General features: G+C 65.5%; 28 protein-coding genes and 1 pseudogene. 17 read left to right on the forward strand and 12 right to left on the reverse strand.

What is annotated here, in order from left to right:
* Positions 1-77 precede the first annotated feature (77 nt).
* The 4 genes from JOF57_RS02025 to JOF57_RS02045 all read left to right on the forward strand — a co-directional run bounded on the left by JOF57_RS02025 (position 78) and on the right by JOF57_RS02045 (position 4,393).
* Entirely contained in the window at positions 78-1,976 is a 1,899-nt protein-coding gene (locus tag JOF57_RS02025; RefSeq protein ID WP_209913137.1) for a hypothetical protein, read from the forward strand.
* Positions 1,977-2,004: 28 nt separating this feature from the next.
* Positions 2,005-3,153, forward strand: a complete 1,149-nt coding sequence (locus JOF57_RS02030; RefSeq protein ID WP_209913140.1) for a zinc-binding dehydrogenase — start codon at positions 2,005-2,007, stop codon at positions 3,151-3,153.
* A gap of 83 nt (positions 3,154-3,236) precedes the next feature.
* Positions 3,237-4,145, forward strand: coding sequence for a phosphate signaling complex PhoU family protein (locus tag JOF57_RS02040; RefSeq protein ID WP_307869942.1), 909 nt, complete (start codon positions 3,237-3,239; stop codon positions 4,143-4,145).
* Positions 4,139-4,393: a WhiB family transcriptional regulator gene (locus tag JOF57_RS02045; protein WP_209913147.1), complete on the forward strand. Its 255-nt coding sequence runs from the start codon at positions 4,139-4,141 to the stop codon at positions 4,391-4,393. The genes JOF57_RS02040 and JOF57_RS02045 overlap by 7 nt, the downstream gene beginning before the upstream one ends.
* Positions 4,394-4,398: 5 nt before the next feature.
* On the opposite strand, the gene JOF57_RS02050 is transcribed toward JOF57_RS02045, so the two are convergent.
* A complete protein-coding gene (locus JOF57_RS02050) occupies positions 4,399-5,238 on the reverse strand; it encodes a glycoside hydrolase family 16 protein (RefSeq protein ID WP_209913149.1) in 840 nt (279 codons plus the stop codon).
* A gap of 131 nt (positions 5,239-5,369) precedes the next feature.
* Between JOF57_RS02050 and JOF57_RS02055 the strand changes: the two genes are divergently transcribed.
* The 4 genes from JOF57_RS02055 (at position 5,370) to JOF57_RS02070 (ending at position 9,328) form a co-directional block, all read left to right on the forward strand.
* Positions 5,370-5,624 (forward strand): hypothetical protein, encoded by a 255-nt coding sequence (locus JOF57_RS02055; protein WP_209913151.1) that lies wholly within the window; start codon positions 5,370-5,372, stop codon positions 5,622-5,624.
* Positions 5,625-5,780: 156 nt separating this feature from the next.
* Positions 5,781-6,203, forward strand: coding sequence for a hypothetical protein (locus JOF57_RS02060; RefSeq protein ID WP_209913153.1), 423 nt, complete (start codon positions 5,781-5,783; stop codon positions 6,201-6,203).
* Positions 6,204-6,256: 53 nt separating this feature from the next.
* Entirely contained in the window at positions 6,257-6,934 is a 678-nt protein-coding gene (locus JOF57_RS02065) for a YczE/YyaS/YitT family protein (protein WP_307869943.1), read from the forward strand.
* 129 nt (positions 6,935-7,063) lie between these two features.
* On the forward strand, positions 7,064-9,328 hold the full coding sequence (locus JOF57_RS02070; RefSeq protein ID WP_209913156.1) for a winged helix-turn-helix domain-containing protein: 2,265 nt from the start codon (positions 7,064-7,066) through the stop codon (positions 9,326-9,328).
* Here JOF57_RS02070 and JOF57_RS02075 read toward each other — a convergent pair.
* The 9 genes and pseudogenes from JOF57_RS02075 to JOF57_RS02110 form a co-directional block, all read right to left on the reverse strand.
* Positions 9,258-10,088, reverse strand: a complete 831-nt coding sequence (locus JOF57_RS02075; RefSeq protein WP_209913157.1) for a bile acid:sodium symporter family protein — start codon at positions 10,086-10,088, stop codon at positions 9,258-9,260. The two genes, JOF57_RS02070 and JOF57_RS02075, sit on opposite strands and share 71 nt — an antisense overlap.
* Before the next feature lie 11 nt (positions 10,089-10,099).
* On the reverse strand, positions 10,100-11,107 hold the full coding sequence (locus JOF57_RS02080) for a hypothetical protein (protein WP_209913160.1): 1,008 nt from the start codon (positions 11,105-11,107) through the stop codon (positions 10,100-10,102).
* On the reverse strand, positions 11,104-12,450 hold the full coding sequence (locus JOF57_RS02085) for a Dyp-type peroxidase (RefSeq protein WP_209913162.1): 1,347 nt from the start codon (positions 12,448-12,450) through the stop codon (positions 11,104-11,106). The genes JOF57_RS02080 and JOF57_RS02085 overlap by 4 nt, the downstream gene beginning before the upstream one ends.
* A gap of 26 nt (positions 12,451-12,476) precedes the next feature.
* A complete protein-coding gene (locus JOF57_RS02090; RefSeq protein ID WP_209913164.1) occupies positions 12,477-13,040 on the reverse strand; it encodes a hypothetical protein in 564 nt (187 codons plus the stop codon).
* Positions 13,041-13,118: 78 nt separating this feature from the next.
* Entirely contained in the window at positions 13,119-14,360 is a 1,242-nt protein-coding gene (locus tag JOF57_RS02095; RefSeq protein ID WP_209913166.1) for a YeeE/YedE thiosulfate transporter family protein, read from the reverse strand.
* Between the two features lie 37 nt (positions 14,361-14,397).
* Positions 14,398-14,721 (reverse strand): hypothetical protein, encoded by a 324-nt coding sequence (locus tag JOF57_RS02100; RefSeq protein WP_209913168.1) that lies wholly within the window; start codon positions 14,719-14,721, stop codon positions 14,398-14,400.
* 41 nt (positions 14,722-14,762) lie between these two features.
* Positions 14,763-15,185 (reverse strand): YybH family protein, encoded by a 423-nt coding sequence (locus tag JOF57_RS02105; RefSeq protein WP_209913170.1) that lies wholly within the window; start codon positions 15,183-15,185, stop codon positions 14,763-14,765.
* 58 nt (positions 15,186-15,243) lie between these two features.
* Positions 15,244-15,441, reverse strand: a pseudogene (locus tag JOF57_RS30805) (glyoxalase/bleomycin resistance/dioxygenase family protein); the annotation flags it as partial.
* Position 15,442: 1 nt separating this feature from the next.
* Positions 15,443-15,739, reverse strand: coding sequence for a DUF4193 domain-containing protein (locus tag JOF57_RS02110; protein ID WP_209913172.1), 297 nt, complete (start codon positions 15,737-15,739; stop codon positions 15,443-15,445).
* A 157-nt stretch (positions 15,740-15,896) separates the two neighbouring features.
* On the opposite strand from JOF57_RS02110, the gene JOF57_RS02115 reads away from it, so the two are divergent.
* Positions 15,897-16,199, forward strand: a complete 303-nt coding sequence (locus tag JOF57_RS02115) for a hypothetical protein (protein WP_307869944.1) — start codon at positions 15,897-15,899, stop codon at positions 16,197-16,199.
* Between the two features lie 73 nt (positions 16,200-16,272).
* Complete coding sequence (locus JOF57_RS02120) at positions 16,273-17,202, forward strand: TauD/TfdA dioxygenase family protein (protein ID WP_209915723.1); 930 nt, start codon at positions 16,273-16,275, stop codon at positions 17,200-17,202.
* 26 nt (positions 17,203-17,228) lie between these two features.
* On the opposite strand, the gene JOF57_RS02125 is transcribed toward JOF57_RS02120, so the two are convergent.
* Positions 17,229-17,441, reverse strand: a complete 213-nt coding sequence (locus JOF57_RS02125) for a hypothetical protein (RefSeq protein ID WP_209913177.1) — start codon at positions 17,439-17,441, stop codon at positions 17,229-17,231.
* 491 nt (positions 17,442-17,932) lie between these two features.
* Here JOF57_RS02125 and JOF57_RS02130 point away from each other — a divergent pair, with 491 nt between their 5' ends.
* On the forward strand, positions 17,933-19,411 hold the full coding sequence (locus JOF57_RS02130; protein ID WP_234937683.1) for an amino acid ABC transporter substrate-binding protein/permease: 1,479 nt from the start codon (positions 17,933-17,935) through the stop codon (positions 19,409-19,411).
* Positions 19,408-20,181, forward strand: a complete 774-nt coding sequence (locus tag JOF57_RS02135) for an amino acid ABC transporter ATP-binding protein (protein ID WP_209913179.1) — start codon at positions 19,408-19,410, stop codon at positions 20,179-20,181. Before JOF57_RS02130 ends, JOF57_RS02135 begins: the two co-directional genes overlap by 4 nt.
* A gap of 1 nt (position 20,182) precedes the next feature.
* Here the strand turns inward: JOF57_RS02135 and JOF57_RS02140 are convergent, their stop codons facing one another.
* Complete coding sequence (locus JOF57_RS02140; RefSeq protein WP_209913181.1) at positions 20,183-20,863, reverse strand: DUF3060 domain-containing protein; 681 nt, start codon at positions 20,861-20,863, stop codon at positions 20,183-20,185.
* A gap of 244 nt (positions 20,864-21,107) precedes the next feature.
* Here JOF57_RS02140 and JOF57_RS02145 point away from each other — a divergent pair, with 244 nt between their 5' ends.
* The 5 genes from JOF57_RS02145 (at position 21,108) to JOF57_RS02165 (ending at position 24,831) form a co-directional block, all read left to right on the forward strand.
* Entirely contained in the window at positions 21,108-21,959 is an 852-nt protein-coding gene (locus JOF57_RS02145) for a peptidoglycan recognition protein family protein (RefSeq protein WP_209913183.1), read from the forward strand.
* Positions 21,960-22,072: 113 nt separating this feature from the next.
* Positions 22,073-22,528, forward strand: coding sequence for an MTB12 C-terminal domain-containing protein (locus JOF57_RS02150; RefSeq protein WP_209913185.1), 456 nt, complete (start codon positions 22,073-22,075; stop codon positions 22,526-22,528).
* A gap of 7 nt (positions 22,529-22,535) precedes the next feature.
* Positions 22,536-23,243, forward strand: a complete 708-nt coding sequence (locus JOF57_RS02155) for an ABC transporter ATP-binding protein (RefSeq protein WP_209913188.1) — start codon at positions 22,536-22,538, stop codon at positions 23,241-23,243.
* Complete coding sequence (locus JOF57_RS02160; protein WP_209913190.1) at positions 23,240-24,028, forward strand: ABC transporter permease; 789 nt, start codon at positions 23,240-23,242, stop codon at positions 24,026-24,028. Before JOF57_RS02155 ends, JOF57_RS02160 begins: the two co-directional genes overlap by 4 nt.
* Positions 24,025-24,831, forward strand: coding sequence for a class I SAM-dependent methyltransferase (locus tag JOF57_RS02165; RefSeq protein WP_209913192.1), 807 nt, complete (start codon positions 24,025-24,027; stop codon positions 24,829-24,831). Before JOF57_RS02160 ends, JOF57_RS02165 begins: the two co-directional genes overlap by 4 nt.
* Positions 24,832-24,909: the final 78 nt, after the last annotated feature.

A 24,909-nucleotide genomic window follows, 5' to 3' on the forward strand; every position in this document is an offset into this window, starting at 1 on the left:
GGCCGAACTCGGCCCGTACGGGCACCGGCCCCACTAGCGTGCGACGAGTCAGGGTCGACGCACAGGGGGAGCGGGATATGACTCGAGTCGCAACATGGGTGGGTGCCGGAGTGTTCACGGCCGGATTATCGGCGGCCGTGCTGGCCGGGGCGGGCACCGCCCACGCCGACGAGGGGGACTCGGCGAAGCAGGATGCGAAGCCGACGGCCACACACAACGATTCAGACCGACAGTCTGATCGGCGGAGCCTGCGCTCGGCAAAACCGCGGGCGAAATCGGAGGTCGCAGACGCCGCGGCCACCGACACGAAGGTCAAGCAACGTGCGGCCGGGGAGTCCGGCCGGTCCGCGCGCCCGTTCGCTGATTCGGCGCGAAAGGCCCGTGCCGATTTTCGGGATTCCACCCGCGGCGTCCGGAAAGCGTTGCGCGACATCGGCGACACCACCCGCGACCCGATAGCCGACGCCACCGATCCCGCCGAGGAGGTCACGGCGCAGGAGAGGCGGGTCGCCGAAGTGCGGGTCCGACCACCGATCCGCATCCGGCAGGCGCTGACCGCACCGCAACCGCTCGCCGCACCGCAGCCGCTCGCCGCACCGCAACCGCTCGCCGCACCGCAGCCGCTCGCCGCACCGCAACCGCTCGCCGCACCGGAGCGCTCCGCCGCGCCGTCCGTCGCTCATGACCCGGTCGAGGCCATCCACGACGTGATCCGCAGCCTCGGCGCACTGACGCTCAATCCCGAACCGCAGCATTATCCCAAGGTGTTGTCGGTGATCAGCGACGTCGTCTTCGACACCCTGGCCACTTTGGAACGAGCCGTCGGCGGTGACCCGGTGGTCCCGCCGGAGTTGCGGGACTCCGTCGAGGTCAGTACCTCCACCCTGGTCATCTCCGAAGGCCATGAAGTCGAATCCAATTGGTATTTCCCCACCTCCGAGAACGGTGAGCCGCCGACCCGGATGATCTACCTGCAGCACGGCTTCATGGCGAACGGCCCGCTCTACAGCTACACCGCCTCGTATCTGGCGCATTCGACCAACAGCGTCGTCGTCACCACCACGTTCTCGTCGAATCCGTTCGAGGCCGACGGCATGTGGCTCGGCGGCGACAAGCTGCACGAGTCGGTCGCCCAGTTGTTCCTCGACCCGGACCGCACTGCGCTCAACGCCAGCATGGATACCGCGGAGCTGAAGGCCGGACGCACCGAGAACCTGGACGTCCCAACGCAGTTCGTCCTCGTCGGGCATTCGCTGGGCGGCGGCTTCGCGCCCGGTGTCGCGGGGTACTACGCCGAGGGGCTGTCGCGCCGGCGCGATCAGGGTCTGGACGCACCGAACGAGCTCGCCGGTGTGGTGATCTACGACGCGGTGCCGATGGGGTCGATCATCCCCGATGCGATGGAACGACTGGACGAGCTGGAGACCAACGGGACCGCTGACCCGAGTGACGACGACCCCAACGATTACATCCCGATCTACGAGATCGGCGCCCCGCTGAACTTCCTCAACGTGTTCAGCGACGTCAACGGCCAGCTGACCGAGGCCAGGCCGGGACAGTTCACCGGCGTGGTCCTCGAAGGCGGCGTGCACATGGACCCGATGCAGGGCGGCAACCCGTTGATCCAGGCCACCGCGTACCTGATCGCCGGATTTCCGCAGCCGCAGAACCCGCTGGCCGTCCGCGAACTGTCTGCCGGGTGGATCAACGACATGTTCGACCAGAAGATCGACCCCGCGACCGGGATGTGCCACACCGATTGCGCCGGGCAGTACGGCGACGGTGACGACTCGTTCACCATCACCACCGACAAGGGCGATGCGGTGGCGGTGCTGATCGGCTCGCAAAAGGCCACCGATATGACCTCATTGCGGGCCATCAGCGTCATCGACTTCGTCTCCGCCATCCCGGCCGGGGTGCTCAACGGCCTGCAGACCACGTGTGACCTGTTCGCCGGCGGCAAATGCACGGTGTAGCGCGCCGACACGGACGTAGTGTTCAACCATGACCGAGGCACTGCCCAAGACTGCGCTGGAATTGCGGTCGTTGGTGACACCGGACGGCACGCTCGAGTTGTCGCTGCACGAGGTCGAGGTGCCCGCGCCGGGCCCCGACGAAGTGGTGGTCCGGGTCGAAGCGTCACCGGTCAACCCGTCGGACCTGGGCCTGCTGATTCCCAGTGCCGCCGACATGTCGGCGGCGACGATATCGGGCACCCCGGACCGTCCCGTGGTCACCGCACCGCTGGCGTCGGGGGCGCTAGCAGGTCTGTCGGTGCGCGTCGGCGCTTCGCTTCCAGTGGGCAACGAAGGTGCGGGCACCGTGGTGGCGGCGGGGGAGTCGGCATCGGCACAAGCCCTGCTCGGCAAGACTGTCGGGATCGCCGGCGGCGCCATGTACGCGCAGTACCGCGTGGTCAACGCCGCGGCGTGCCTGGTCCTGCCCGACGGTGCCTCAGCCAAGGACGGGGCCTCGTCGTTCGTCAACCCCCTCACCGCGCTGGGGATGCTGGAAACCATGCGCCGCGAAGGACATTCGGCCCTGGTGCACACCGCCGCGGCATCGAACCTCGGCCAGATGCTCGTCAAGGCGTCCCTGGCCGATGGGGTGCCGCTGGTCAACATCGTCCGCAAGGTCGAACAGGAGGACATCCTGCGCGGCCTGGGCGCGGTCCATGTGTGCAACTCGGCATCCCCGTCATTCGAGGGCGATCTTGTCGAGGCTCTCAAGGCGACCTCGGCGACACTGGCGTTCGACGCCACCGGTGGCGGCACGCTGGCGAGCCAGATCCTCAACGCCATGGAGCAGGCGGCCAACGCGACCGCCGCGCAGTACTCCCGATACGGGTCGGCCGTGCACAAGCAGGTCTACATCTACGGCAGCCTCGACACCGGCCCGACCGTCCTGACCAGAAACTTCGGGATGGCCTGGGGAGTGGGCGGCTGGCTGCTCACCCCGTTTCTCGCCGGCGCCGGGGCAGAGACCATCGGCAGGCTTCGCGCCCGGGTGGCTGCCGAACTCACCACGACGTTCGCAAGCAACTACACCCAGGAGGTCTCGCTCGCCGGGCTGCTCAAGCCCGAGGCGTTCAACAGCTACCTCAAGAAAGCGACCGGCGAGAAATATCTGGTGACGCCTCAGACGGTCCTGTAACCGGCGCCGATACCTGAGCACCCTCCAGGGCGTGGATGCGCGACGTCGGTGACCCCCCGTGGGCACAGGGCAAGCAGTGCAATGTGGCCAGTACGGGCAACGCCGTCCGGGTAACCGGCCCTCAAGAACGCAACGACGTTCCTCATGCAAGTCGAGAAGCTCATCTTCGGATCCTTGTGACATCCATTGACACCCAACACCGGTCGGTGAAGGCCAACGTAACCGGCCGTCGCCAACCGCTGCACCTGCGCGGACCGAATACTTACGAATCGTTGATGACGCGGGCGCCCATCTATACGGCCCCGGCTCTTATCGTGGGAAAGATGCGAGACGGGTTTCATCGACAGCTGGATCTCCTCACCGCCGACATTGCGATGCTCTGTCACTCGGCTGGGATCGCGATGAGTCATGCCACCGAAGCGCTTCTGTGCGCACAGATTTCGGCGGTTGAAGAAGCCGTCGGCGATCACCAACGTATCTCGGCCAAGGCTGCTGAGGTCGAGACCATTGCCTATCGCCTGCTGGCCCTGGAGTCTCCCGTCGCATCCGATTTGCGTGCCGTTGTCACCAGCCTGCAGCACGCCGGCGATGCCGACCGGATGGGCGCGTTGGCGCTACACGTCGCCGAGGCCGCCCGTCGGCGACACCCACAACGTGCTGTGCCCCAAGACATCAGCATCGTCTTCGCCGACATGGCCGCCATCGCGGTGCAGATCGGCAGTGCTGCAAGAGATATCGTGTTGTCCGGCGATCCGGTCCGGGCGAACCAGCTCCGGCGCGACGACGACCGAATAGATTCGCTGCACCGCAATCTGTTCGGCAAGGTGATGGATCCACAATGGCGCCATGGGATTGCAGCCGCGATCGATGTCACGCTGCTGAGTCGTTATTACGAGCGGTTTGCCGACCATGCCGTGGACATCGGGGTGCGCGCGGCCTTTCAGTGCACCGGTCGCCCGCTGTCTCGCTGCGCAGTTGCGGCCGGATGTTGAGACTCGCGGACGAACGCGCCTGGCAATCGCGAGCGAAATGCCGTGATCATGCCACCGACGTGTTCTTCCCAGATCGCGTCGGCCGCACTGGCCTGCGCCAGCGGGAAGAGACGGCCAAACGGATCTGCCGCGAGTGCCCGGTGCTGTCGGTCTGCCGGGAACACGCACTGCGCTTGCCGGAGGACCACGGTGTCTGGGGTGCGATGACGGCCGCCGAACGAAGCAAGGCGCGGGCAACCGGCAGCTGACCCGCTTACCAGACCCGCACGTAGTCCACGAGCATGTCGGCCGGGTAGGTACCCCCGCTGGGGTCTTCTCCGCCGGATCCCGCGATCGCCAGGTTCAACACCACGAACATCGTGTAGCCGGGCTGGCTGAACGGCCAATCAGGCAGCTGGCTCGCCGAGACCTCGAAGTAGGGCTTCGCACCTTCGGTGTAGTCCTGCCAGAAACGCGCGCCGCTGGCGTCCCACTGGGTTCGCCACGTGTGCCAGCCGGAGTCGACGGCGATGTTGTGGGTTTCCCATTCGCCGCCGTTCGACTTGGCGTGCACGGTGGTGGCCGACGGCCATTTGCCGTTGCCGTACCACTCGACGATGTCGAGTTCGCCCTCGCCCAGGGTGCCCAGCCAGAACGCCGGCCAGGCTCCCGGGGTCAGGCAGTTGAACTTGATCCGGGCTTCCCAGGTATGCCCGGCACCGCCCTCCCACACGCTCGCCAGCTTGGCGCCGTAGTAGGCGTCGCCTTCCTTCGTGGCCCGGATGACGAGATTCCCCTTGCCGTCGAGGAAGACGTTCTTCCGGTCATTGCGGTACTGCCCGATGCGGCCGGGCTGTTCCCAGTAGGTGGGCTCCTTGAAGGTTTCGCGGGCCTTGGCGATGGTCCACTTCGACCCGTTCGGTGCCGAGCCGGCCGCGCCGTCGAATTCATCGGCGAACACGTAGTTCACCGCAGCCTGCGGCGCCGCCGGGGCGGGAACACGCGGTGTCTGGGGCTTGGTCGGGAGGGCATTGGCTACTGGGGCCGGCATCGCTGCCGCAATCACGCCCAGACCCGACAGCGCCATCATTTTTCGACGATCCATGTTGGCCATAGGGGACCACGATAGCCGTGCTGCGTGCGCGAGTACGGATTGAACGCTTTTGCCGGCGGGGAGTTCAGTTCAGAACATTTCCATAGGAAACGCTTCATCCCTGCTCAGCCAGCGCGGGGACAGTGGGTTGCATGACACTGATCGATTCTTTGCGCCGGGCCACACGGGGGCGCAGTGCGCTGACCGCCGGGCTGGTACTTGCCGGAGCGTTCGTCGCGCTCCTGCTCAGTGTCGCCGTCAGCGGGGAGTGGGCCACGGTGCTGGCCTCACTGGCCGGCTTCGCGACGGCCATCATGGTGATCGCCGCCGTGGCGACCAGCTGGGAACACGTCGTCGTCGACGCCCGCAGCGCCGGGTTGGTCGAATCCGAGGTCGAATACCGCTAACCGCCCGCCGGTTTGCCAGCTAAGGCGATCGCTGCTCAGCCGCTCCAACTCGAGCCACTGCAGTGCCAATTCTGCTGTGCCCGAGGCACCTTCGTGTGAGATGCTCTTCGCGTCAATTTGTGGGGCCGGGTCGAGGCGACTTCAGGGAGTGCGATCGTGAGACTTGTCATGGGCTTTATTCCGGCGATGGTTCTGGCCGGAACAGCTGTCGGTTTCGCGAGCCCGGCTGTTGCCGAAGAACTCAACGGCAGCTATCGCTATGACCACGATGGCCCGTCGACGTGGAGCACCTGGACCGCGACGTCTTGTGGCCAGGGTTGCGCCGACGTGGCTGCCACCGGCGGCGCGACGTGGGCGCCGTATGGCGGCCGGGCCCACCTGGACGGTGGACGCTGGACGATGGTGAGCCCGTGGCCCGACGCGGGGACCTGCGAGGGCACCCCGCTCACCGCATCACGCACGCTCTCCTGGGACGATGCGACACTGGCCGGCACGGGCTACGCCACCTGGGAGGCGAGCGACTGTGGTCCAGCTGAGCGCAGTGAGCGGTTCTCGTTCACCTTGACCAAGTTGTCGTAGCCCGAGCTGGTTTGACCGTGATTGACCACTTCGCTCTGCGATAGTCGTGGATTGTGGGTAGTCAGAACATGCACTACTGGCGACGTGCCTTCTGGGCGCTCGTGGGTGTGGCGGTCCTGGGTCTCGGGTCGGCCGTGTTGCGCGTCGCGCAGGTGGGCGTGGATCCCTACACCGCGGCCAACATCGGCATCAGCAACACGATCGGCCTGGACCTCGGCACGTACCAGCTCATCAGCAACGCCGTGCTGCTGATCCCGGTGTTCTTCTTCGGCCGGATGTATATCGGGATCGGCTCGATCATCAACATGGTCATGACCGGCTACTTCGTTCAATGGTTCTCGGCCTTGCTGGGCCCATTGGTTCCCGCCGATCCCGGACGCGTGCTGCAGGCCGCGATGTTCCTGGTCGGCATCACGTTGTTCGCGGCCGGTGCGTCGATGTACATGACCGCCGCTCTCGGTAACGCCCCCTATGACGCGATCGCGCCGATCATCGTCGACCACACGCGCCTCCCGTACCGGGTGGTGCGCGTGGCCCAGGACCTCGCGTTCGTCGCGTTGGCGTTGGCGTTCCACGGGCAGGTCGGCATCGGAACCGTGATGACCGCGTTCTTCGCCGGCCCGCTGATCGACTTCTTCACCGAGAAGGTCAACAAGCCGCTGATGAAGAAGGACCTGGCGTTACTCGAGGCATTTCAGCAGCGCGTGAAGACCACCCGCTGGCATTTCTGACTGCGGCGTCGTCACCCACCGGAATCGGTATAGAACGCTGTCCTAGCTGGTCAAATAATTTGACGGATCCGTGCCGGACCTTGCTGTGCAGAAAGGCGCCCTCTTGCGCCACTGACCTAGGATGCCCAGGTGGGAGCAGGATCCTGGCCGGCGCACATTCCGGTGGTGACGGTCGGACGGCCGGCCACCGCGCGTTCTGGTGTTCCCCGCCCCGATGTGACCCGCTTACTGCAGGACCGCACCGGCCTGGTCGTGGTGTCCGCGCCCGCGGGATACGGGAAGACCACCGCGGTGGCGCAGTGGGACGACGCCGATGAACGCCCATTCGCGTGGGCGCGGCTGGACAACCTCGACAACGACCCCGCGCATCTGCTGTTGCACCTGGCCACGGCGCTGAACCAGGCCAAGCCCGTCGACCCGGCGGTGCTGAACTACCTGCAGGGCTCGGGCCGCGACGAATCCCAGCTGGTACCGGCACTCGTCCGGGCACTCGAAACCTGTGGGCCCATCGTGCTGGTGCTCGACGACGTTCACGAGCTGTCGGCGAGTGCGGCCGCAGACACGTTGCGCGCCGTGGTGGACCTGGCCCCGAACTCGACGACGCTGGTGCTTCTCGGCCGGCAGATTCCGGCGCTCGATCTGGCGCGACGCCGACTGCAGGGCTACGTCCTGGAGATCGGCATTCCGGAGCTGAAGCTGTCGGAATCCGAAGGTACGGCCGCGTTCGCGGCCCTGGGTGCCGGGATCGACAAGGCCACGATCACCCGGGTACTCGACAAATGCGAAGGCTGGGCGGCCGGTGTGGTCATGGCGGCGTTGGCATTGCGCGATGGCGCACCCGCCGACGCGGTGACCGGTCGGCACCGGCTGGTGGCCGACTACCTGATCGAGGAAGTGCTCAGTCAGCTCGAAGCAGGCACCGCAGCGTTTCTCATGGAATCAGCGGTGCTGGACAGATTCAGTGCCGACGAGCTCGATGCGTTGCTGGGACGTACCGATTCGGCCGCGATGCTCGACGCGATCATCCGTTCCGGCAACATGTTTCTGGTTTCCCTTGACGCCCAAGGAATCTGGTACCGCTATCACCAACTCTTCGGAGATCTGTTGCGCGCGCGGCTGCATGACCGGGATCCGGACCGGTTCCGCGAACTGGCGGCGAGGGCGGCAGATCGGCTGGCGCACGCCGGTGACGTCGACGGTGCGCTGACGCAGGCGCTGGCTGCCGACGACCGCGCCCACGCGGCGGCGCTGGTGGGTATCGACGCCGTGCGGTTGGGATTCGACGGCCGCGTCGGCGTCCTGGCCCGGCGACTCAGCCTCATCGATGAGCAGACCTTCACCGACTACCCCGACGCGGCGATCGCGCGGGCCTGGCTGGGCGTGGCTACCGGTGACGCCGAGTTGATCCAGCGGTCGCTGTTGACCGCGAGCGCGGCCGATACCGGCAAGCCACTCGCGGACGGCACACCGTCGGTCGATGTGGCTGCGGCGCTCATCGGTTCGATGGTCGGTGTCGGCGGTGTGAATGAGGTCATTCGGCATGCCGAAACCGTCTGTGGCGCAGGTGATCACCTGGTCAACCCGTGGTGGGGTGCAGCCACCACGATGAAAGGCTCCGCCCTGGCCATGCTCGACGCACCCGAGCAGGCGCGGGCCACCCTGGAATCGGCGCTCCCGGTGATCGAAGACCTCCCCGGGTTTCAGGCTGCCGCGCTGGCGCATCTTGCCGCACTGGACCTCGGCGACGACGATCTGCCGGCAGCTGTCGAACACGCCGCGGCCGCGCGCTCGATCGTCGATTCACGAGACCTGTCCGACATGGTCCCGATGGTGGTGGTCTACGCGGTCGACGCCCTGGTCCGGGCCCGGCGCGGCGACGTCGCCGGGGCGCGCTCGGCCGTCCGCGCCACCGAACGGCTCGTCGACCGGCTGGGTGACCTGTCCGCCCGCACCGCCCTGATGGCACATGTGCTGGTCGCCGGCACGGCGGTCGAGATCGACGACACCGAACTGTGCGACCGCCACCTGGAGGAAGCGCAGCGCGCGCACCGGCGCGAGCCCGAGGCCGTCGGCATCGGGCAGGGCCTGGACCGTATTCGGGCTGTGTCGGCGGCCCGCGCGGCCCGTGGCGCCCGGCCGTCGTTGACGACGGCCGAGCTCAGGCTGCTGCCCTACCTGGCCACCCACCTGTCTCTGCAGCGCATTGCCGGTGAGCTGACGGTGGGCCGGGAAACACTGAAAAGCCAGGCCACCTCGATCTACCGCAAGCTCGCCGTCTCCTCCCGCGCCGCCGCAGTGGCCGAGGCGGCGCGGCTGGGACTGCTCAGTGAGACCGCGCGAGCCGCCGCGCGAACGGCAACAGCATCAGAAACTCGGCGATCAACACCACGGTGATCATCACGACGACCTTCGGATCATCGAAGTTCTGGCCGGCGACTACGAACGCCGCGGCGGCGTTGCGCTGAGCGGTCCCGAGCGCCAGCACCTCCCGTGTCCCGGGACCGCCCATGAGCCAACCGATCCCGCCACAGATCACCGTGTAGATGACGGCCGCCAGGATGCCGAACGTGCCGAAAACCGACAGCACGCTGTTGAAATGGGCGGAGATCGTGAACACGATCACGAGAATCATGCTGACGGTGGACACCTTCGCGATCACCGGCTGAAGGCGGGCGGCCACGCCGGGACCGCGGGCCCGCAGCAGCAGGCCGGCGGACAGCGGGATGAGCATCAGTACCACGAGCGACATCGCGATCTGGGCGGGGTTGACCGCGGCGCCCGAGACGAAGATCGGCAGGATCAGCGGCACATAGGCCACTGTGACCACCATCAGGAGCACCATCAGGCCCACCGCGAAGGCCATGTCGGCCTTCGCGAACTCGGCGAGCTTGATCAGGAACGGTGCGCCGGCCGCGAGCCCGCACAACAGCAGCCCGATCCCGAGCGGGTCGTCCAGATCGAACACCTGCCACAGCCCGAACGCGGCCAGCGGAGCCAGCACGAAGTTCGCGGCCAGCGACAGCGCGACCAGTCGAACATTCTTGAGCGGGGCCAAGATCTGGCCGACGGTCAAGCCCAGGCCGACCGCCAGGGTGCTCGATACGACGAAGAAGACGACGGCGATATTCGACCCCCGCAAGAGGAGGTCGTTCATGCCTGCCCCCATCAGGCCATCGTTACCAGGTTGCGCCAGAAGGACTTCAGGCTGTCACTGGCGCCGAACAGCGTCGTGAAGTGGGTTGAGTCGACGAGCACGATGTCACCGGCGCGGTCACCGGACGGCGGCATGTGGATCAGTGCGTTGAACTCGGTGTTACCGGCCAAGGTGAACGGATGCGGTCGGGTCTGGTCGATCAACTGCCGGCCCAGAACCCGAAGATCGGGCCCCTCGGGGGCGGTCAACTCGTAGTGCGGCAGGTGCGGGTGCAGGGCCAGCGTCGTGACGTCCTTCAGCAGGCCGGCGGAATCCAGATCCTGGAATCGGGTGAGCGGCACAATCTGTCTGGTGCCCTCGACCGTCGCCGGACGCAGGCCCCAGGTGTTGTGCACCGGGATGTTCAGTCCGGTCAGCAGCGACCGGGCGTAGCCGCTGAAGCGCTGGATCCGCGGTGTCAGCGGATCACCGTGATGGAGGTACTCCATCTGCTGCTGTTCTTTGTCGTCGGTGAACCCGACGTCGTGATGCGGAGCCAGCATCAGGCAGGTGCCCTCGCGCTTCAACCACTGCTGGATCGCGGCGATCTCTTCCGGAGTCGCGGCCTCGTCGCCCAGTAGGTGGTCCAGGCCGAAGATCATCAGAGTGTCGGTGTCGTCCAGGATGCGCTCGTCGATCGGCAACCGGTACCCGGCCTGATCGACCCGCTGGAACACCGGCACCGGATGTCCGGTCGCTTCACCGGCCACCTCCTGAAAGGTCAAGGCAGACCGGTGGAACAGTTCCAGCGTTCCGTCGATGCCCTGCAGGAATTCGTGCGGGTCGTACTCGGGTCCGGCATAGGCAGGCCAGGTCGCCAGGCGAACCTCAGTCATCGTGGAGAACCGGTTGTACAGCAGCGACGGGTCGCGCTGGACTTCCCACGGGTAGCTCCACGACCAGTAGATGGACACGCGCCGCTTGCCGTTGTGCGGGCGGGCGATGTGGGCCTGGTTGTAGGTACGGGCCGAGGTGCTCATGCTGTCTCCTTGCTTCGTGGGGTCCCAATGTCTGTGAGGTAACGCAGCGCACTCAAGCCGGGCAGGAAGAAGTACGCCCCGCCGCGCAGCGTGGTGAATGCAGGTATCCCTTTGTGTACCTTGCGAATCGGACGCTTCGGAATCTTGAAGTCCAACGTGCCGTCCTGGGTGCCGCAGATGGGGTCGTGCTCGTTGCCCAGCTCCTGGAACGACGTGTCGTTGATCCACACGTTCTGGGCGAACTCGAACTGACGGACCAAGCTGGCGCAGATCAGGAACATCCCGACGCCGCGTTCCACCCCGTCGTCGGCGGCGCCGTCGGGTAGCGCCGGGCCGTAGGTGCCGCTGCGCCGGATCAGCCTGCGCCGATTCGGATTCGGCTCGGTGTCACGCGGGTTGAGCCGGCGTGCGTGCGCGCCGAGCGGACACGCGTAACCGTGCGGATCCATCTCGCCGTAGTCGAAATCGTTGTTGCGCATCGGATCCGCACCGAGCTCCGGATCGTCGTGCTCGGGCGCCAACACCAGAGGTGCACCGCTGCGCCAGCGGCCCATGAACTTGGCGGCCAGCAGCTCCTCGTCTTCGTCTCCCTCGGCGTTCTGCCTCAGATAGTCGCGGAAGACCCCGACGTGTTCCTCCAGTCGGCGGTACGCCAGGTAACTGCCGTTGCGCGAAAGAGCCTCGGGTCTGGGCTGGTCCGCCACCAGGCCCTCCTCGTCGGGATAGCCGAGGAGGAACTCGCCCGGTTCCAACGCCCCGCCGGAGCCGGGGATCAGTACCTCTCCGGAACCTTTCATCTGCGGCTGAGAAATCGGATCGCGGTAGCCGAAGTGATCGTGGTCGAACTCGAAGGGCGAGGTGGCGGCCAGGTCCAGATGGGACAGTGACCGCACCCCGGGGCAGCGGGTCAGCAGTGCATCGTGCTCACCGACGCACCGAACCCGCTCCTCCTCGTCCCGGGCGAACAGGATGACGATGGCGTGCAGATCGTCACCGGCGAGCCCGCCTAGCCAGTGTTCGGGCGCGGCCGCCCCGGTATCCCCGAGGATGTCGGCCCGCGACGCCATCCCTTCTCGGAACTCGTCGGGGAAACTCGCCAGCGACTCGTCGTCCAGACCCAGCGCACGCAACCCCTTCCAGGTGAAGGCCAGGTTCACCCAGCGCTTGAAGATATTGACCGTCTCGCGGACGTCGGTGGCCGACTGCACCAGGGGAACCATCTCGGCCAGCCAGGCCCGGCCCGCCTCGGGAGTGTCGAACGACAGGAACTCGTACCGACCGGTCAGGTGCGGTGTCCCGGTCAGCATGATGTGCTGGATATCGTCGAATTCGAGGGCGGTCATCGCATTTGGAGCCACAGCATGTGGTGTCACTGCATTTGGTCCAACATGTCGGAGAACGCTTCCTTGAGCCGCAACGCCTTCTTGACCTCCTCGGACGTGACGTACGGGTACTCGCCGTACTCCAGGAAGCTGGGCACCTGATGGTCGCGGACGAACATGATGAAGGCCTCCGGATTGGTCTTCCAGTCCTCCGGGAAGCCCACCAGATGGGTGAAAGCCGTGGTGATGCCGGTCGAGCTGAACAGTTTGACGGCATCCTCGGTGTATTTGTCGAAGTCGGTGTCGAAAATGCCCTGGTACTGGAAATGCACACCGGATCCGACGTCGAATAACTGCCAGCGCAGGTAGTGCAGCTTCAGCGGGGCGAGCACGTCCGGCTGCGCTGCGACGGCCGCCTCGAGCTGCTTGCCGTAATCGCGGATCGCCTGCTCATGGCCGTCGAGCACCTTGGCGATGATGTTGAAGCCGTAACAAGCGGGAGTGCGGGGAAAGGTAGGCCCGTACCGCCCCCGGGTCAATTCGAAATAGCCCTCTTTGGGGATGGCTAGAGCTGCTGGTCGGGACCAATCATTGCTTCCGTTGTGTGCCATGGCAACAACGATAAATACGCGAAGGTCTCACGTCGTCCCCCAATTCGGGGGATTATTTCCACCCGAAATACCGTCGCCTTACACCTCAGACCTCACCGGCTCGACTTTCCAACTGCAATGGCCATAGAGGAGTCGAGCGGTCAGGAGCATCCCGCCGAGCAAAGCCGCAGTGAAAAGCCATGCACTGACCGCCAACTGGATACCGCCGCTGAGAGTGTGCCCGCTGGTGCATCCGCCGGCCATCCGGGCCCCGAAGATCACGAAAAACGATCCCACAAAGCATGCCAGTGCCCGCCTGGCGCGGCTGGGGCCGAATCGATTACGCCATGACGGCGGCACGACAGGGCGGAACGCGTTGAAGCGACCGGTGATGAACAGTGCCGAGAACAGGGATCCGAGCAGCACGCCGAGAACGACCAGAGGCTCCCAGCCGATCGTGGCGAAGACCTCCCGGCTGTAGTCGAAGCCCGGCATGAAGAGGTGCCCCACCACCCACGAGTAGGTGGTCGACATGCCGAAGGGCTGCCGAAGGAACAGCGACAGCACCACGAGCGCGGCGACGAACGTGGCCGCCATGGCAGTGGCCCGCGCGAAGAAGGTCGCGCTGGGGACCTGCTGTGACGCCAGCCGCGACAGTAAGGCGGGCCGGGCCGGCACGGCCGCGCCTTCGGACAGGTAGGCAGACGTGTCTTCGGCAAAGGCCCGATCATGTTCATCGAGTGGGGCACAGGTGCCGCGTAGATCCTGAAAACACCGGTGCTTTCCCCCCACATATCGTGGGAGGTGGTACAGCAGCGTCAACGCGACTGCCGCGTAAGCGATTGCGATGATGAACATCGGGATGGGGCGGATGTCCGCGATGTCTCCGGTAGCTACCAGGTCACCGAGATCGGCGGTGTGCACCAGCCAACGGCCCGCATCGGTCTGGTAGACCGCGGTCCAGGCCGCGGCGCCCAGGAATCCGCCGGGTAGCGCTGCAAGGGCATCCCGGCGCCCCTCCCCGAGGGCGATCATTTCGGTGCCCGGGAAGTAGCCGCTCACCGCTGCTCCGGCACCGAACAAGATCCCGCCGACGGTGACGCCGATCAGATACGTGGGCCTCGGTGAGAAGTGCATCGAGAATCCCAGCGCATAGAGGCCATACAGCAGGACAGCGCCGATCGCGGTGACAAACAGAAAGCAGCCGAGGAGGAGCCGGTCTACGAGCCTGGCAGTCCGGATAATTGTTTCGGGGTTGCCGATTCCCCACAACGATGCCGGAACACTGAACGCCGCACCGATCAGCAGCCCCACCCATAACGGAGCGGTGACGCTGACCATGCGCACCTCCTGAGGCAGTGGCTGTGGGACCTGGCCGTCAGAAGTTGGGCGTGCTCACGTCTTCGAGTGCCTGCCGGGGGCCCGTCGGCGCGGTCGGCGCAGTAGGAACCGTCTTGATCTCCGCCGAACCGCACTCAGCACCGTGGACCCCCGGTGGGCACAGGCTGTTGCTGCTCGGCGAGTTCGGGACCAGGTACGGAATGCAATTGCCGGTGTAGGTGTCCTGCTCCTCGCCGTTGGAGCAGGCGGCCAGCACGGTCGAGGGAACGGGTAAGGCGTCGATCGCCGTCGTCGCTGCCAGGACCGCGATCGCGGAGCAGGAGGTGAGGATCAGCTGTCGGGTAGTGATCAGGGCTGTCATGTCGTTCGCTTTCACCGCGTGGTGGAGGGGATTCTGGTGGATCACGGCGTGAGATTCAGGACTGCCTTGCCGTACTCAAGGTCAGCCGGCACCGAGACGTGGTCATGAAAGACGCGCCAAACACCGTCGACGTGCCTCATGCATGCCGTCCACCGCAGCCACATGTCGATGTCCCGGCCACTGGCCAGGGTGCCGCGGACATGGTTGAGGCTGTGTACGAACGCGATGTCACCCTCGGTGGTGACGGTCAACTCGTGCACGTCGTAACCGATCGGTCCGGTGTAGGCGGTGAAGACCTCATGCCAGGCCCGCCGCTTGTTGTCGTCACCGGCGTACCGCAGGGGCGCCCCGAGGTCGAAGGAGACGACGTCGGGCGCATAGAGAGCTGTGAGCGTGTCGAGATCGCGCGCACGGATCGCATTCACACCCTCAGCGATGCGTTCTCGAATGGCCGCTTCAGTCACAAGTATCACGGTAGGCCACCGCCGCCGTCAGGCACCGGAAATCAGACGGCGGGCCGGTTCACGGGGTGGAGCAGGCGCCACCGGATTCGGGGCCATCAAGTGCGGGCGAGTCAGTGCCGAAGGAATCCGCGTCGGCGAGAACTGTGTAGCCCTCCCACTTTTCGCCACCTGGCCCGCTCACCCACACCTTGTCCTGCGTCGCGAAACAGCAGGTTGTGCTGGACTCGACTTCGACGCCGAGATGGTTCAGTGTCCCATCAGACGCACTCGACGCAGAGCTGCTGCTCACCCTTCTGGAGTGCCAAGCGGTTGCGGTGCTGCACCAGGAAACAGCTGGAACAGGTGAACTCGTCAGCCTGCTTCGGGACGACCCGCACGGTCAGCTCCTCGCCGGAGAGGTCGGCGTCGGGCAGGTCGAACGAATCGACCACCTCGTCCTCGTCGATGACCGTGGTGTTGGTCGCTGTCCGCCGCTGGGTGGCCAGCTCTTCCAGCGACTCGTCGCTGGTCTCGTCGGTCTCCTTGACGCGCGGGGCGTCGTAATCAGTAGCCATTGATGATCCCTCCTAAGTTCAAGACCAATGTCTGGCCAACGCCGCGATGGGACTCCTTGTTCCCAGGGCGCACGGCCGGTAAACGTCGGGTGCACGTTAGCCGTTCAAACCCCCACAGTCGTCATCGGCAGACGTGATGCTGAGTACAGTCGTCGGCGTGCATGACGATGTCAAAGGTTCGGACGCCGAGATTTTCGATGACGCTGAGCTTGATGAGTACCTCGATGACGATGCGGATCTGGAGGACAACGGCCAGGTGATCTCGATCCGTCGCGCCGATGGGGAGGAGCTCCTCACCATCGTCGCCCAGGACGACGAGTGGAATGTCGACCTGCAGCCCGGGGGCTCCGTGCAGAGCGCATTCCTCGGTTCGCGACGCGACACCCCGGTGTGGATCAACGCCCTCGACGGCCAGATCGAGCGTGACGACGACGGCACCTACGTCATCCGCATCGACTGACCTTCGAACGGTCTTTGCGCTCGTAGTGAGCGCAACCGTGGTGCTGCCACACCCCTTCGCCGATGGTGACGGGGTGTCCTCTCTACGTGTAGTGAAGCTCGGCGCCCACATCGGAGCCCGCATCGACGGAATCGACGTCAACGGCAGCCTCGACACCGCCACGGTGTCCGCGATCAACGATGCCCTCCTCGAGCACAAGGTCATCTTCTTCCGCGGACAACACCACCTCGACGATGACGGTCAGTTGGCATTCGCCCGATTGCTGGGCACGCCGACGGGAGCACACCCGACTGTCACCTCACGCGGCGACCGGATCCTGCCCATCGACTCGCGGTATGACAAGGCCAACAGTTGGCACACCGATGTGACGTTCGTCGACCGCATCCCGAAGGCCTCGCTGCTGAGGGCGGTGACGCTGCCTCACTACGGCGGCACCACGACGTGGGCGTCGACCGAGGCGGCGTACGACCAGCTGCCAGAGTCGCTGCGTGCGCTGGTCGAGAACCTGCGGGCGGTGCACACCAATCAATACGACTACGCAGCCGGTGATCAGGTCGACCACGAGGGCCGGCCCGTTGTTGCTGACGGCCACCGTCAGTACCGCGAAGAGTTCGAGTCCGAGTACTACGAGACCGAACATCCGGTGGTGCGGATCCATCCCGAGACCGGTAAACGGGTGCTGCTGCTGGGGCACTTCATCAAACAGTTCGTCGGGCTCAGCGCCACCGAGTCCGCCACCCTGTTCCAACTGCTCCAGAACCGGGTCATCAAGCTGGAGAACACGATTCGATGGAACTGGGAGCTAGGAGACCTGGCGATCTGGGACAACCGGGCGACCCAGCACTACGCGGTGGCCGACTACGACGATCAGTTCCGCCGGCTGAGCCGGATCACGCTGGCCGGTGATATCCCGCTGGATGCCCACGGCCGGCGCAGCCGGGTGATCGCCGGCGACGCATCCCGATATTCCGAGGTCATCACACCGGTCGCGCTGGCCGGCTGACCGGCTGACCAGGCGCGGCCTGCCGGTCAGAGCCGGTCCATCTCCCGAGCCATCAGGCTGCTCTCCAGATAGCTGTACCGCGACGGGTAGTAGGGAGCGTGCCGCCGGTCTGCAAGGGCGTGCCAATGTTCCGCCACGGATGACATCGCATGGGACATGACCGTGAGGACGTGGTGGTCATTGCGGGTACCCGCTGCGGCGGCGGTGCTGAAGAGCACCTGCTGTTCGGTGATGAGCACCGGCTTGTGCGTATGCCGGCGCGTTGTGGTCGGGATTGGGGCTTCGCGTCTGATGGCGGAAACCGGATGGAAAACGCTCATGTCGAAACTTCCTCTGAACCAAGCGCCGTACTGTCCAGCGCTCTCATGCAGAAAACGTACGACTGACCCAGGTCAATACTCACGCGTAGTGCACTACCTCAATAAGGGGCATCTGCGGCTGAACGTCCTTTTACAGGAGCGGTTCTCACGGCGGTGAGATGGACAGGCCCGGCGATTTGTAAAGTCCACCACGCGGGTTGCCATTGGCCGATGGCGTCACTTCCGGACGTTCCCCGCGCAACTATCTTCCCGCACAGGACAATTCGATGATCCATGTAGCCCGGTTTGCACGCCCCGCCCCGCGGCGTGATCGCCCGTGGCGAACCGTGCACGGGTAAATACCGCCCTAATTGCAGTGACGGCGATAGCGTGAGGACTCGTCGTTTCACACCTGGTTAGGAGACTGAGCGATGAGAGCCGAATCTGCGTCGGTCGGCGGTATCGCCGGAATCATCCGGTCCCCGCACCGACTGCTGGCCGCCGTCGTGGCGTTGCTCGTCGGGTTGTTCGGGGCCGCGCTGCTATCCCCGGCACGGGCCGCGGCTGACGGTGAGACCTACACCGTCGCGACCGACATCACCTTCGCGCCGTTCGAATTCCAGGACGCGCAAGGAAAATTCGTCGGGATCGATATCGACCTCCTGAACGAGATCGCGGCGAACCAGAGGTTCAACGTCTCCATCAAACCGTTGGGCTTCGACGCCGCGCTGCAGGCCGTCCAGGCCGACCAGGCCGACGGCGTGATCGCCGGCATGTCGATCACCGATGAGCGCAAGAAGGTCTTCGACTTCTCCGACCCGTACTTCGAATCCGGCGTGCAGATGGCGGTGCTGGCCGGCAACGAGGACATCAAGTCCTATGCCGATCTCAAGGGCAAACGGGTCGCGGTCAAGAACGGCACCCAGGGCGCCGATTTCGCTGCGTCGATCAAGGACAAGTACGGCTTCCAGATCGTCTCGTTCGCGGATTCGGCCTCGATGTTCGAGGAAGTCAAGACCGGTAACTCCGTGGCCGTCTTCGAGGACTACCCCGTGCTCGCCTACGGCATCCAGCAGGGCAACGGGTTCAAGACCGTGACGCCGAAGGAGAAGGGTTCCAGCTACGGTTTCGCGGTCAACAAGGGTCGCAACGCCGAGTTGTTGACCAAGTTCAACGCGGGTCTGGCGCAGCTCAAGGAGTCCGGCCGGTACGACGAGATCGTCGAGAAGTATCTCGGTGAAGGGGCCACAACGGCCGACAACTCCTTCGTCGGACTACTCGAGAGCACCTTCCCGTTCCTCATGACCGGCCTGAAGATGACGCTGATCCTGACTGTGGTGTCCATCGCCATCGCGCTGGTGCTCGGAATCATCTTCGGACTCTTCCGGGTGTCGCGCTCGATCGTGTTGCGGGCCATCGGCACGACGTTCGTCGACATCTTCCGCGGCACGCCGCTACTGGTGCAGGCCTTCTTCATCTACTTCGGCATCCCGACGGCACTCGGCTTCCAGATGACGGCGCTGACCGCGGGCATCATCACGCTGTCGCTCAATGCCGGGGCCTACATGACCGAGATCGTCCGCGGCGGAATCCAGGCGGTGGACAAGGGCCAGATGGAGGCGGCCCGCAGCCTGGGTATCGGTTATCTGCCGACAATGCGCAAAGTCATCCTGCCGCAGGCGATTCGCACCATGATCCCGTCCTACATCAACCAATTCGTGATCACCCTCAAGGACACCTCGATCCTGTCGGTGATCGGTATCGCCGAGTTGACCCAGACCGGACGGCTGATCATCGCCCGCAATTACCAGTCGTTCACGATGTGGCTGATCATCGGCATCATCTACTTCATCGTGATCATGGCGCTGACCAAGTTCTCTGACCGGCTAGAGAAGAGGATCGTGAAATGACCCAGCTGGTACCGGAAGCCGCGGCCGCCGAGCCCGCGGGCACCGTCAAGATCCGCGTCGAGGGCCTCAAGAAGTCATTCGGCGATCTGGTGGTACTCGATGGCATCGACACCACCGTCGGTAAGGGTGAGGTGGTCTGCGTCATTGGGCCGTCGGGGTCGGGCAAATCCACGTTCCTGCGCTGCCTCAACAAGCTCGAGGAGATCACCGCGGGCAAGGTCACCGTGGACGAGTTCGACCTCACCGACCGGAGGGTGGACCTGGACAAGGTCCGTCAGCACATCGGCATGGTGTTCCAGCACTTCAACCTGTTCCCGCATATGACCGTGATCGACAACGTCACGTTGGCGCCGCTGCTGACCAAGAAGATGAACAAGGCCGCTGCCGAGAAGCGGGCCATGGAGCTGCTGACCCAGGTCGGGCTGGCGGAGAAGGCCAACGTCAAACCGTCCACGTTGTCCGGTGGCCAGAAACAGCGTGTCGCGATCGCCCGGGCACTGGCGATGAACCCGTCGATCATGCTGTTCGACGAAGCCACCAGCGCGCTGGACCCCGAGATGGTCGGTGACGTGCTGCAGGTGCTGCGCGACCTGGCCGATGGTGGCATGACGATGGTGGTGGTCACCCACGAGATGGGGTTCGCCCGCGAGGTGGCCTCTCGGGTGATCTTCATGGCCGACGGCAACATCGTCGAGGACGACACCCCGGCCGAGGTGTTCAACAACCCCAAACACCCTCGACTGCAGGAGTTTCTGTCGAAGGTGCTGTAGCTCAGCCCTGCTCGACCACGTTGGACTGACCCGACTTGGACACATCAGGTTCGCCCGTGTAGAACGTGACCCGGTTGTCGAATCCAGATACCCCGATGGTGTCGACGGATTCGACGATGACGACGTTCTCGACACCGGACACGGTGATCGCGGCGCAGTGGCCGGTGATCTCCACTTCGTTCTCGATGCCGCTGACGATCACGATGTTGTCCCGGCACTCGAGGGCCCGGTGCCCGTTGATACCTGAGACGGTTACCGTCTCTCCCGCCGGAACCTGCGTCGGCGCAACGGGTCCGGGAAGGGGCATCTGGCTGACGACAGTCCGCGTCGTGGATCGGCTGTCGGTGAACGTGTCGGTGCTTCCGGAATCGTCGCTGCTGAACATCGCAAAGCTCGCGACACCGCCGGCCACCGCCATCATCGTCACCACGCCGACCATAAAGAGCAACGGCGCGTTGCCCGTCTTGCGCTGTGGTGGCGTCGGCGCCGGATACGGTTCGTAGCCCGGCCACGGCGCAGGCGGACCAGGGGGCGGCGGCGGGAACGTGTTGCCGTGGGTCCAGGGCCGGGTCGGAGGCGGAACGGCGGAATGCCCCGTGCCGAGCTCGGATGAGCGGGCGGCGTCGGCGAGCGGGCGTTCCAACTCGCGGATGCGGGCCTCAGGGTCGTCCTTCGGATCCATGCGCAGATGCTCGCACATTGGGCAGCTGATGCGGGCGGGAAGCGCCGTTGCCGATTCTCCACTTCGTTTGCTGATTGTGGACTTTGCGAACGTGCTGCGACGGCAACGTCCAGGTGTGCCATCGGCAGGCAAAGTGATTGATCCATAACCAGTCTGACGGTCATGCCGCATGCCCCGAAATGCCATTCGCCCGGCGTAGGCTTGCGGGTACAGGGCGTTAGCTGCGTGTGGAAGAGGAGCCTGAGTGCCTCAGACAGGACGATGGACTGGTGACCCGGTCTGGCTGGCCGACATTCTTCGTGCCGAAGGTGTCGACCTCGTCGAATACCCCGGTTGGCGGACACGGGGACACGGCGATTTCAAGGACATCCGCGGGGTCATGGTGCACCACACCGGATCGGACACGGCCACCGCCGCATCGATCGCGAACGGCCGCCCGGACCTCGCCGGCCCGTTGTCGCAGCTGCACATCGCGCGCGACGGCACGGTGACCATCGTGGCGCTCGGCGTTGCGTGGCATGCCGGTGCCGGCATGTATCCGTGGTTGCCGACGAACATGGGTAATTGGCACCTGATCGGTATCGAGTGTGCCAACAGCGGTACCAGTCCGACGGCTCCGCACCGTGAGAACTGGCCTGACGCACAGTATTTCGCGCTGGTTCGGAGCTGCGCGGCGATCAACCGCAGACTGGCGCAGAGTTCGGCGCGCACCATCGGTCACAAGGAGTACGCGGGCCGGGCGCAGGGTAAGTGGGATCCGGGGGCCATCGACATGGACGTCCTGCGCGCCGACATTCAGGACCGGATCGGCCACATCGAGAAACCGGCACCGACGCCCAGGCCGACGGCTCCGGTGGGGCAGTACGCCGAGGTCCTGCTGTTCCGGCCGATGGAGGGCCCGGAGGTTGCAGCACTACAGCGCCGGCTCAAGAGCGCCTACGCGGAGTATGCGGGGGATCTCAAAGTCGACGGTGTCTTCGGTCCGCAAACCGAGGCGGCGGTCAAGGAGTTTCAGCGTCGCACCCCCGGCCTCAGGGTCGACGGCATCGTCGGCCCCGCCACCGCCACCGCCACCGCCGCCGCACTGCGGCTCTGAGGCTCCGCTGGGCAAATTCACGCACTCGGGGTTCCGGGGTGGAGGTGTTGCCTTAGGCTAACCAAACTTCTATGGTTAACCGCATATTTATCCTCCAAATTAAGGAACCGCTGATGAAGCGCCTGTTTCCGCTAGTCGCCAGCGCCGCAGCCGTAACACTCGCGGTGTCCCTGGCACCGTCGGCCGCCGCCGAGGATTTCGCCATCACCGCTCCCGTCCCCACGTTGGAGGAGCTGAATGCGCAGATCCAGCTACTCGTGGCGAGCCCCGCGCCGGATTACGTCAAGGCCGCGCAACTGGAAGGCGGACCTCGGGCGGTCATCGTGCCGAAGATGGTCTACCGGATCGGCGTCTTCCGTGCGCCGAAAGGCTCGGCTGTGGTGACCGGGCCGGAAACCCACGACGGCACCAGCCACACCGCGGTGATCAACGGCAGCCGCCAAGGACAACCGACGCTCCAGATCCCCGCCGAATGGCGCTACATCGACGGACAGTGGAAGCTCGCGAGCAAGTCGATGTGTAGCGGCATCTCGACGCTGGGTCTGCCCATTCCGTGCAATTTCCAGTGACCAGGCCATGATCGAAGTCTGCGGACTGGCCAAGGCCTTCGGCGGTGCGCCGGCACTGTGCGATGTCACCGCAACATTCCCGCCCGCCACCGTCACCGGACTCCTCGGCCTCAACGGTGCCGGAAAAACCACGCTGCTCCGGTTGATCGCCGGCCTCGAGCGACCTGACCGCGGCACGGTGACGTTGTGCGGCAAGGCGATTGACAGGTATGCCGAGCCCATGCGGGTGCTCGGTGTGCACGGTGACCCATCCACCATGGACCCGCGGCACAGCCCACTGCGCCACCTGTCCTGGTTGGCGGCATTGGGCGATATCCCCAGCGGGCGCATCGACGCGGTGTTGGCCCAGGTGGGTCTGTCCGAGTACCGGCACCGGCGGATCGCGGGACTGTCGATGGGTGCCCGGCAGCGGCTGGCCATCGCCGGTGCACTGCTGGCCGAGCCGCGGGTGCTGATCTTCGACGAACCGGTCAACGGCCTTGATGTCCCGGGCATCGTCTGGCTGCGGGAGTTGTTGCGGCAGTTGGCTGCCGACGGGTGCACAGTCGTAGTGGCCAGTCATGTGCTCGGTGAGGTGACATTGACCGCCGACCGACTGCTGGTGATGGACCGGGGTCGCGTCGCCGCTGCAGGCAGCCTCGATGAGATCGTTCCCGCCGATGCCGATCCACGTCTGCATCTGGAGGCCATGTTGCTCGGAATGGCCCCGGTATGACCGCACACGTGTTGCGCAGCATGCGTGCCGAGATGACCCGCACCGGCGGTCGCGGTCCGCTGTGGAGTGTCCTGGTCCCGGCTGCGGTGATCCTGCCGGCCATGATCACGTTCCTGATCGCCTACGTGGCGGAACGATTCGCCCGAATCCCGGGCCAGAGTTACGTCCAGCAGGTATCGACGACCAATGCCGCCTACTGGGTGATCACGGTGACCGTGGTGCTGTCCGCGCTGGCGGCGGCTCACGGACAGGCACACGAATTCAGGTCCGGCGCACACCAATACGTCCGATTCGCGGTGCCGCGCACCTGGGCGGCCACCTCCGGCAAGTGGTTGTTCTACGGCACGCTGGGGGCCGCACTGTCGGCGGCCACCGTGGTGCTGGTGCTCGTCGCGCTACCGCAGATTTCAGAGTTGGTCTACGGGCAGGTGTCGCTGACCGACCCGCACGGCCTGCGCCTGCTCTGGACCGTGCCGCTCTACGCGTTCTTCGCAGCAGGTCTCGGGCTCGGCGTGGGTGCATTGATCCGGTCGCCTGCCGCTGCCGTCGGCGCAATTCTGCTGTGGGTGTACGTGATCGAGACCGCAGTCGGATACCTGCCCGGCGGTTACTCGATGCAACGGTTCATGCCGTTTCTCAACGGTGTCTACGCCACCGGCCAAGACATCGTGCTGAACCCGCCGTGGGGTCCCAACCTCGCGCTGGCGTACACGTGCGCCTTGTTTTCCGTTGTCCCGCTGTGCAGTACGTGGTGCACTGCACACAGAGGAGGAATCCCGAAATGACTCGCAAGAATGACCTGCCGCTGGCACAGCGGTCCGACGCCGATCTGCCGGGGCACTGGCTGCTGGCCCGACTGGGCAAGCGGGTGCTGCGGCCGGGCGGGCTGGAGCTGACCACCCGGCTGCTGGGCTCGGCCCAGATCGCCGACGCTGACGTCGTCGAACTCGGCCCCGGCCTGGGCCGCACCGCCACCGACATCGCCGCACAACGACCACGGTCATACGTCGGGGTCGACGCCAGCTCGGTGGCCTCGGCGCCGCTGCAGAAAGTTGTGGCCGCCACCGGCGGTCGGCTGGTCGATGCCGACGCCGCCGACACCGGCCTGGAGGCCGGCTCCGCTGACGTCGTGGTCGGCGAGGCCATGCTGACCATGCAAGGCGAGAATGCCAAGAAGGCCATCGTCGACGAGGCCTTCCGGGTCCTGCGCCCCGGCGGGCGCTACGCCATCCACGAACTGGGGCTGATGCCCGACGAGCTGGCCGAGGAGGTCAAGGACGACATCCGCCGCGAGATGGCCCGGGCCATCAAGGTCAACGCCCGCCCGTTGACCGTCAAGGAGTGGTCCGAGCTGTTGACCGGCGCCGGATTTGAGATCAAGAGCGTCGACCTGGCTCCGATGGCGCTGCTGCAACCACGCCGGGTGATCGCCGACGAAGGCGTCTTCGGTGCGCTGCGGATCGTCGGCAACGTCCTCACCCACCCGGCCGCCCGCAAGCGGGTGCTCAGCATGCGGGGAACCTTCAATCGCTACCGCGAGCAGCTGACCGCGGTAGCGATCGTCGCTGTGGTGCCCGGTTCCGACTGAGCGCCGAATCGAAATGGCATCTGAGCCAAGGTCCCGCCGCCGTGCGCGATAGGCGGCCCGCCGCCGTGCATGATGTGG

Origin of the sequence: Mycolicibacterium lutetiense (assembly GCF_017876775.1) — a bacterium.
Classification (GTDB): domain Bacteria; phylum Actinomycetota; class Actinomycetes; order Mycobacteriales; family Mycobacteriaceae; genus Mycobacterium; species Mycobacterium lutetiense.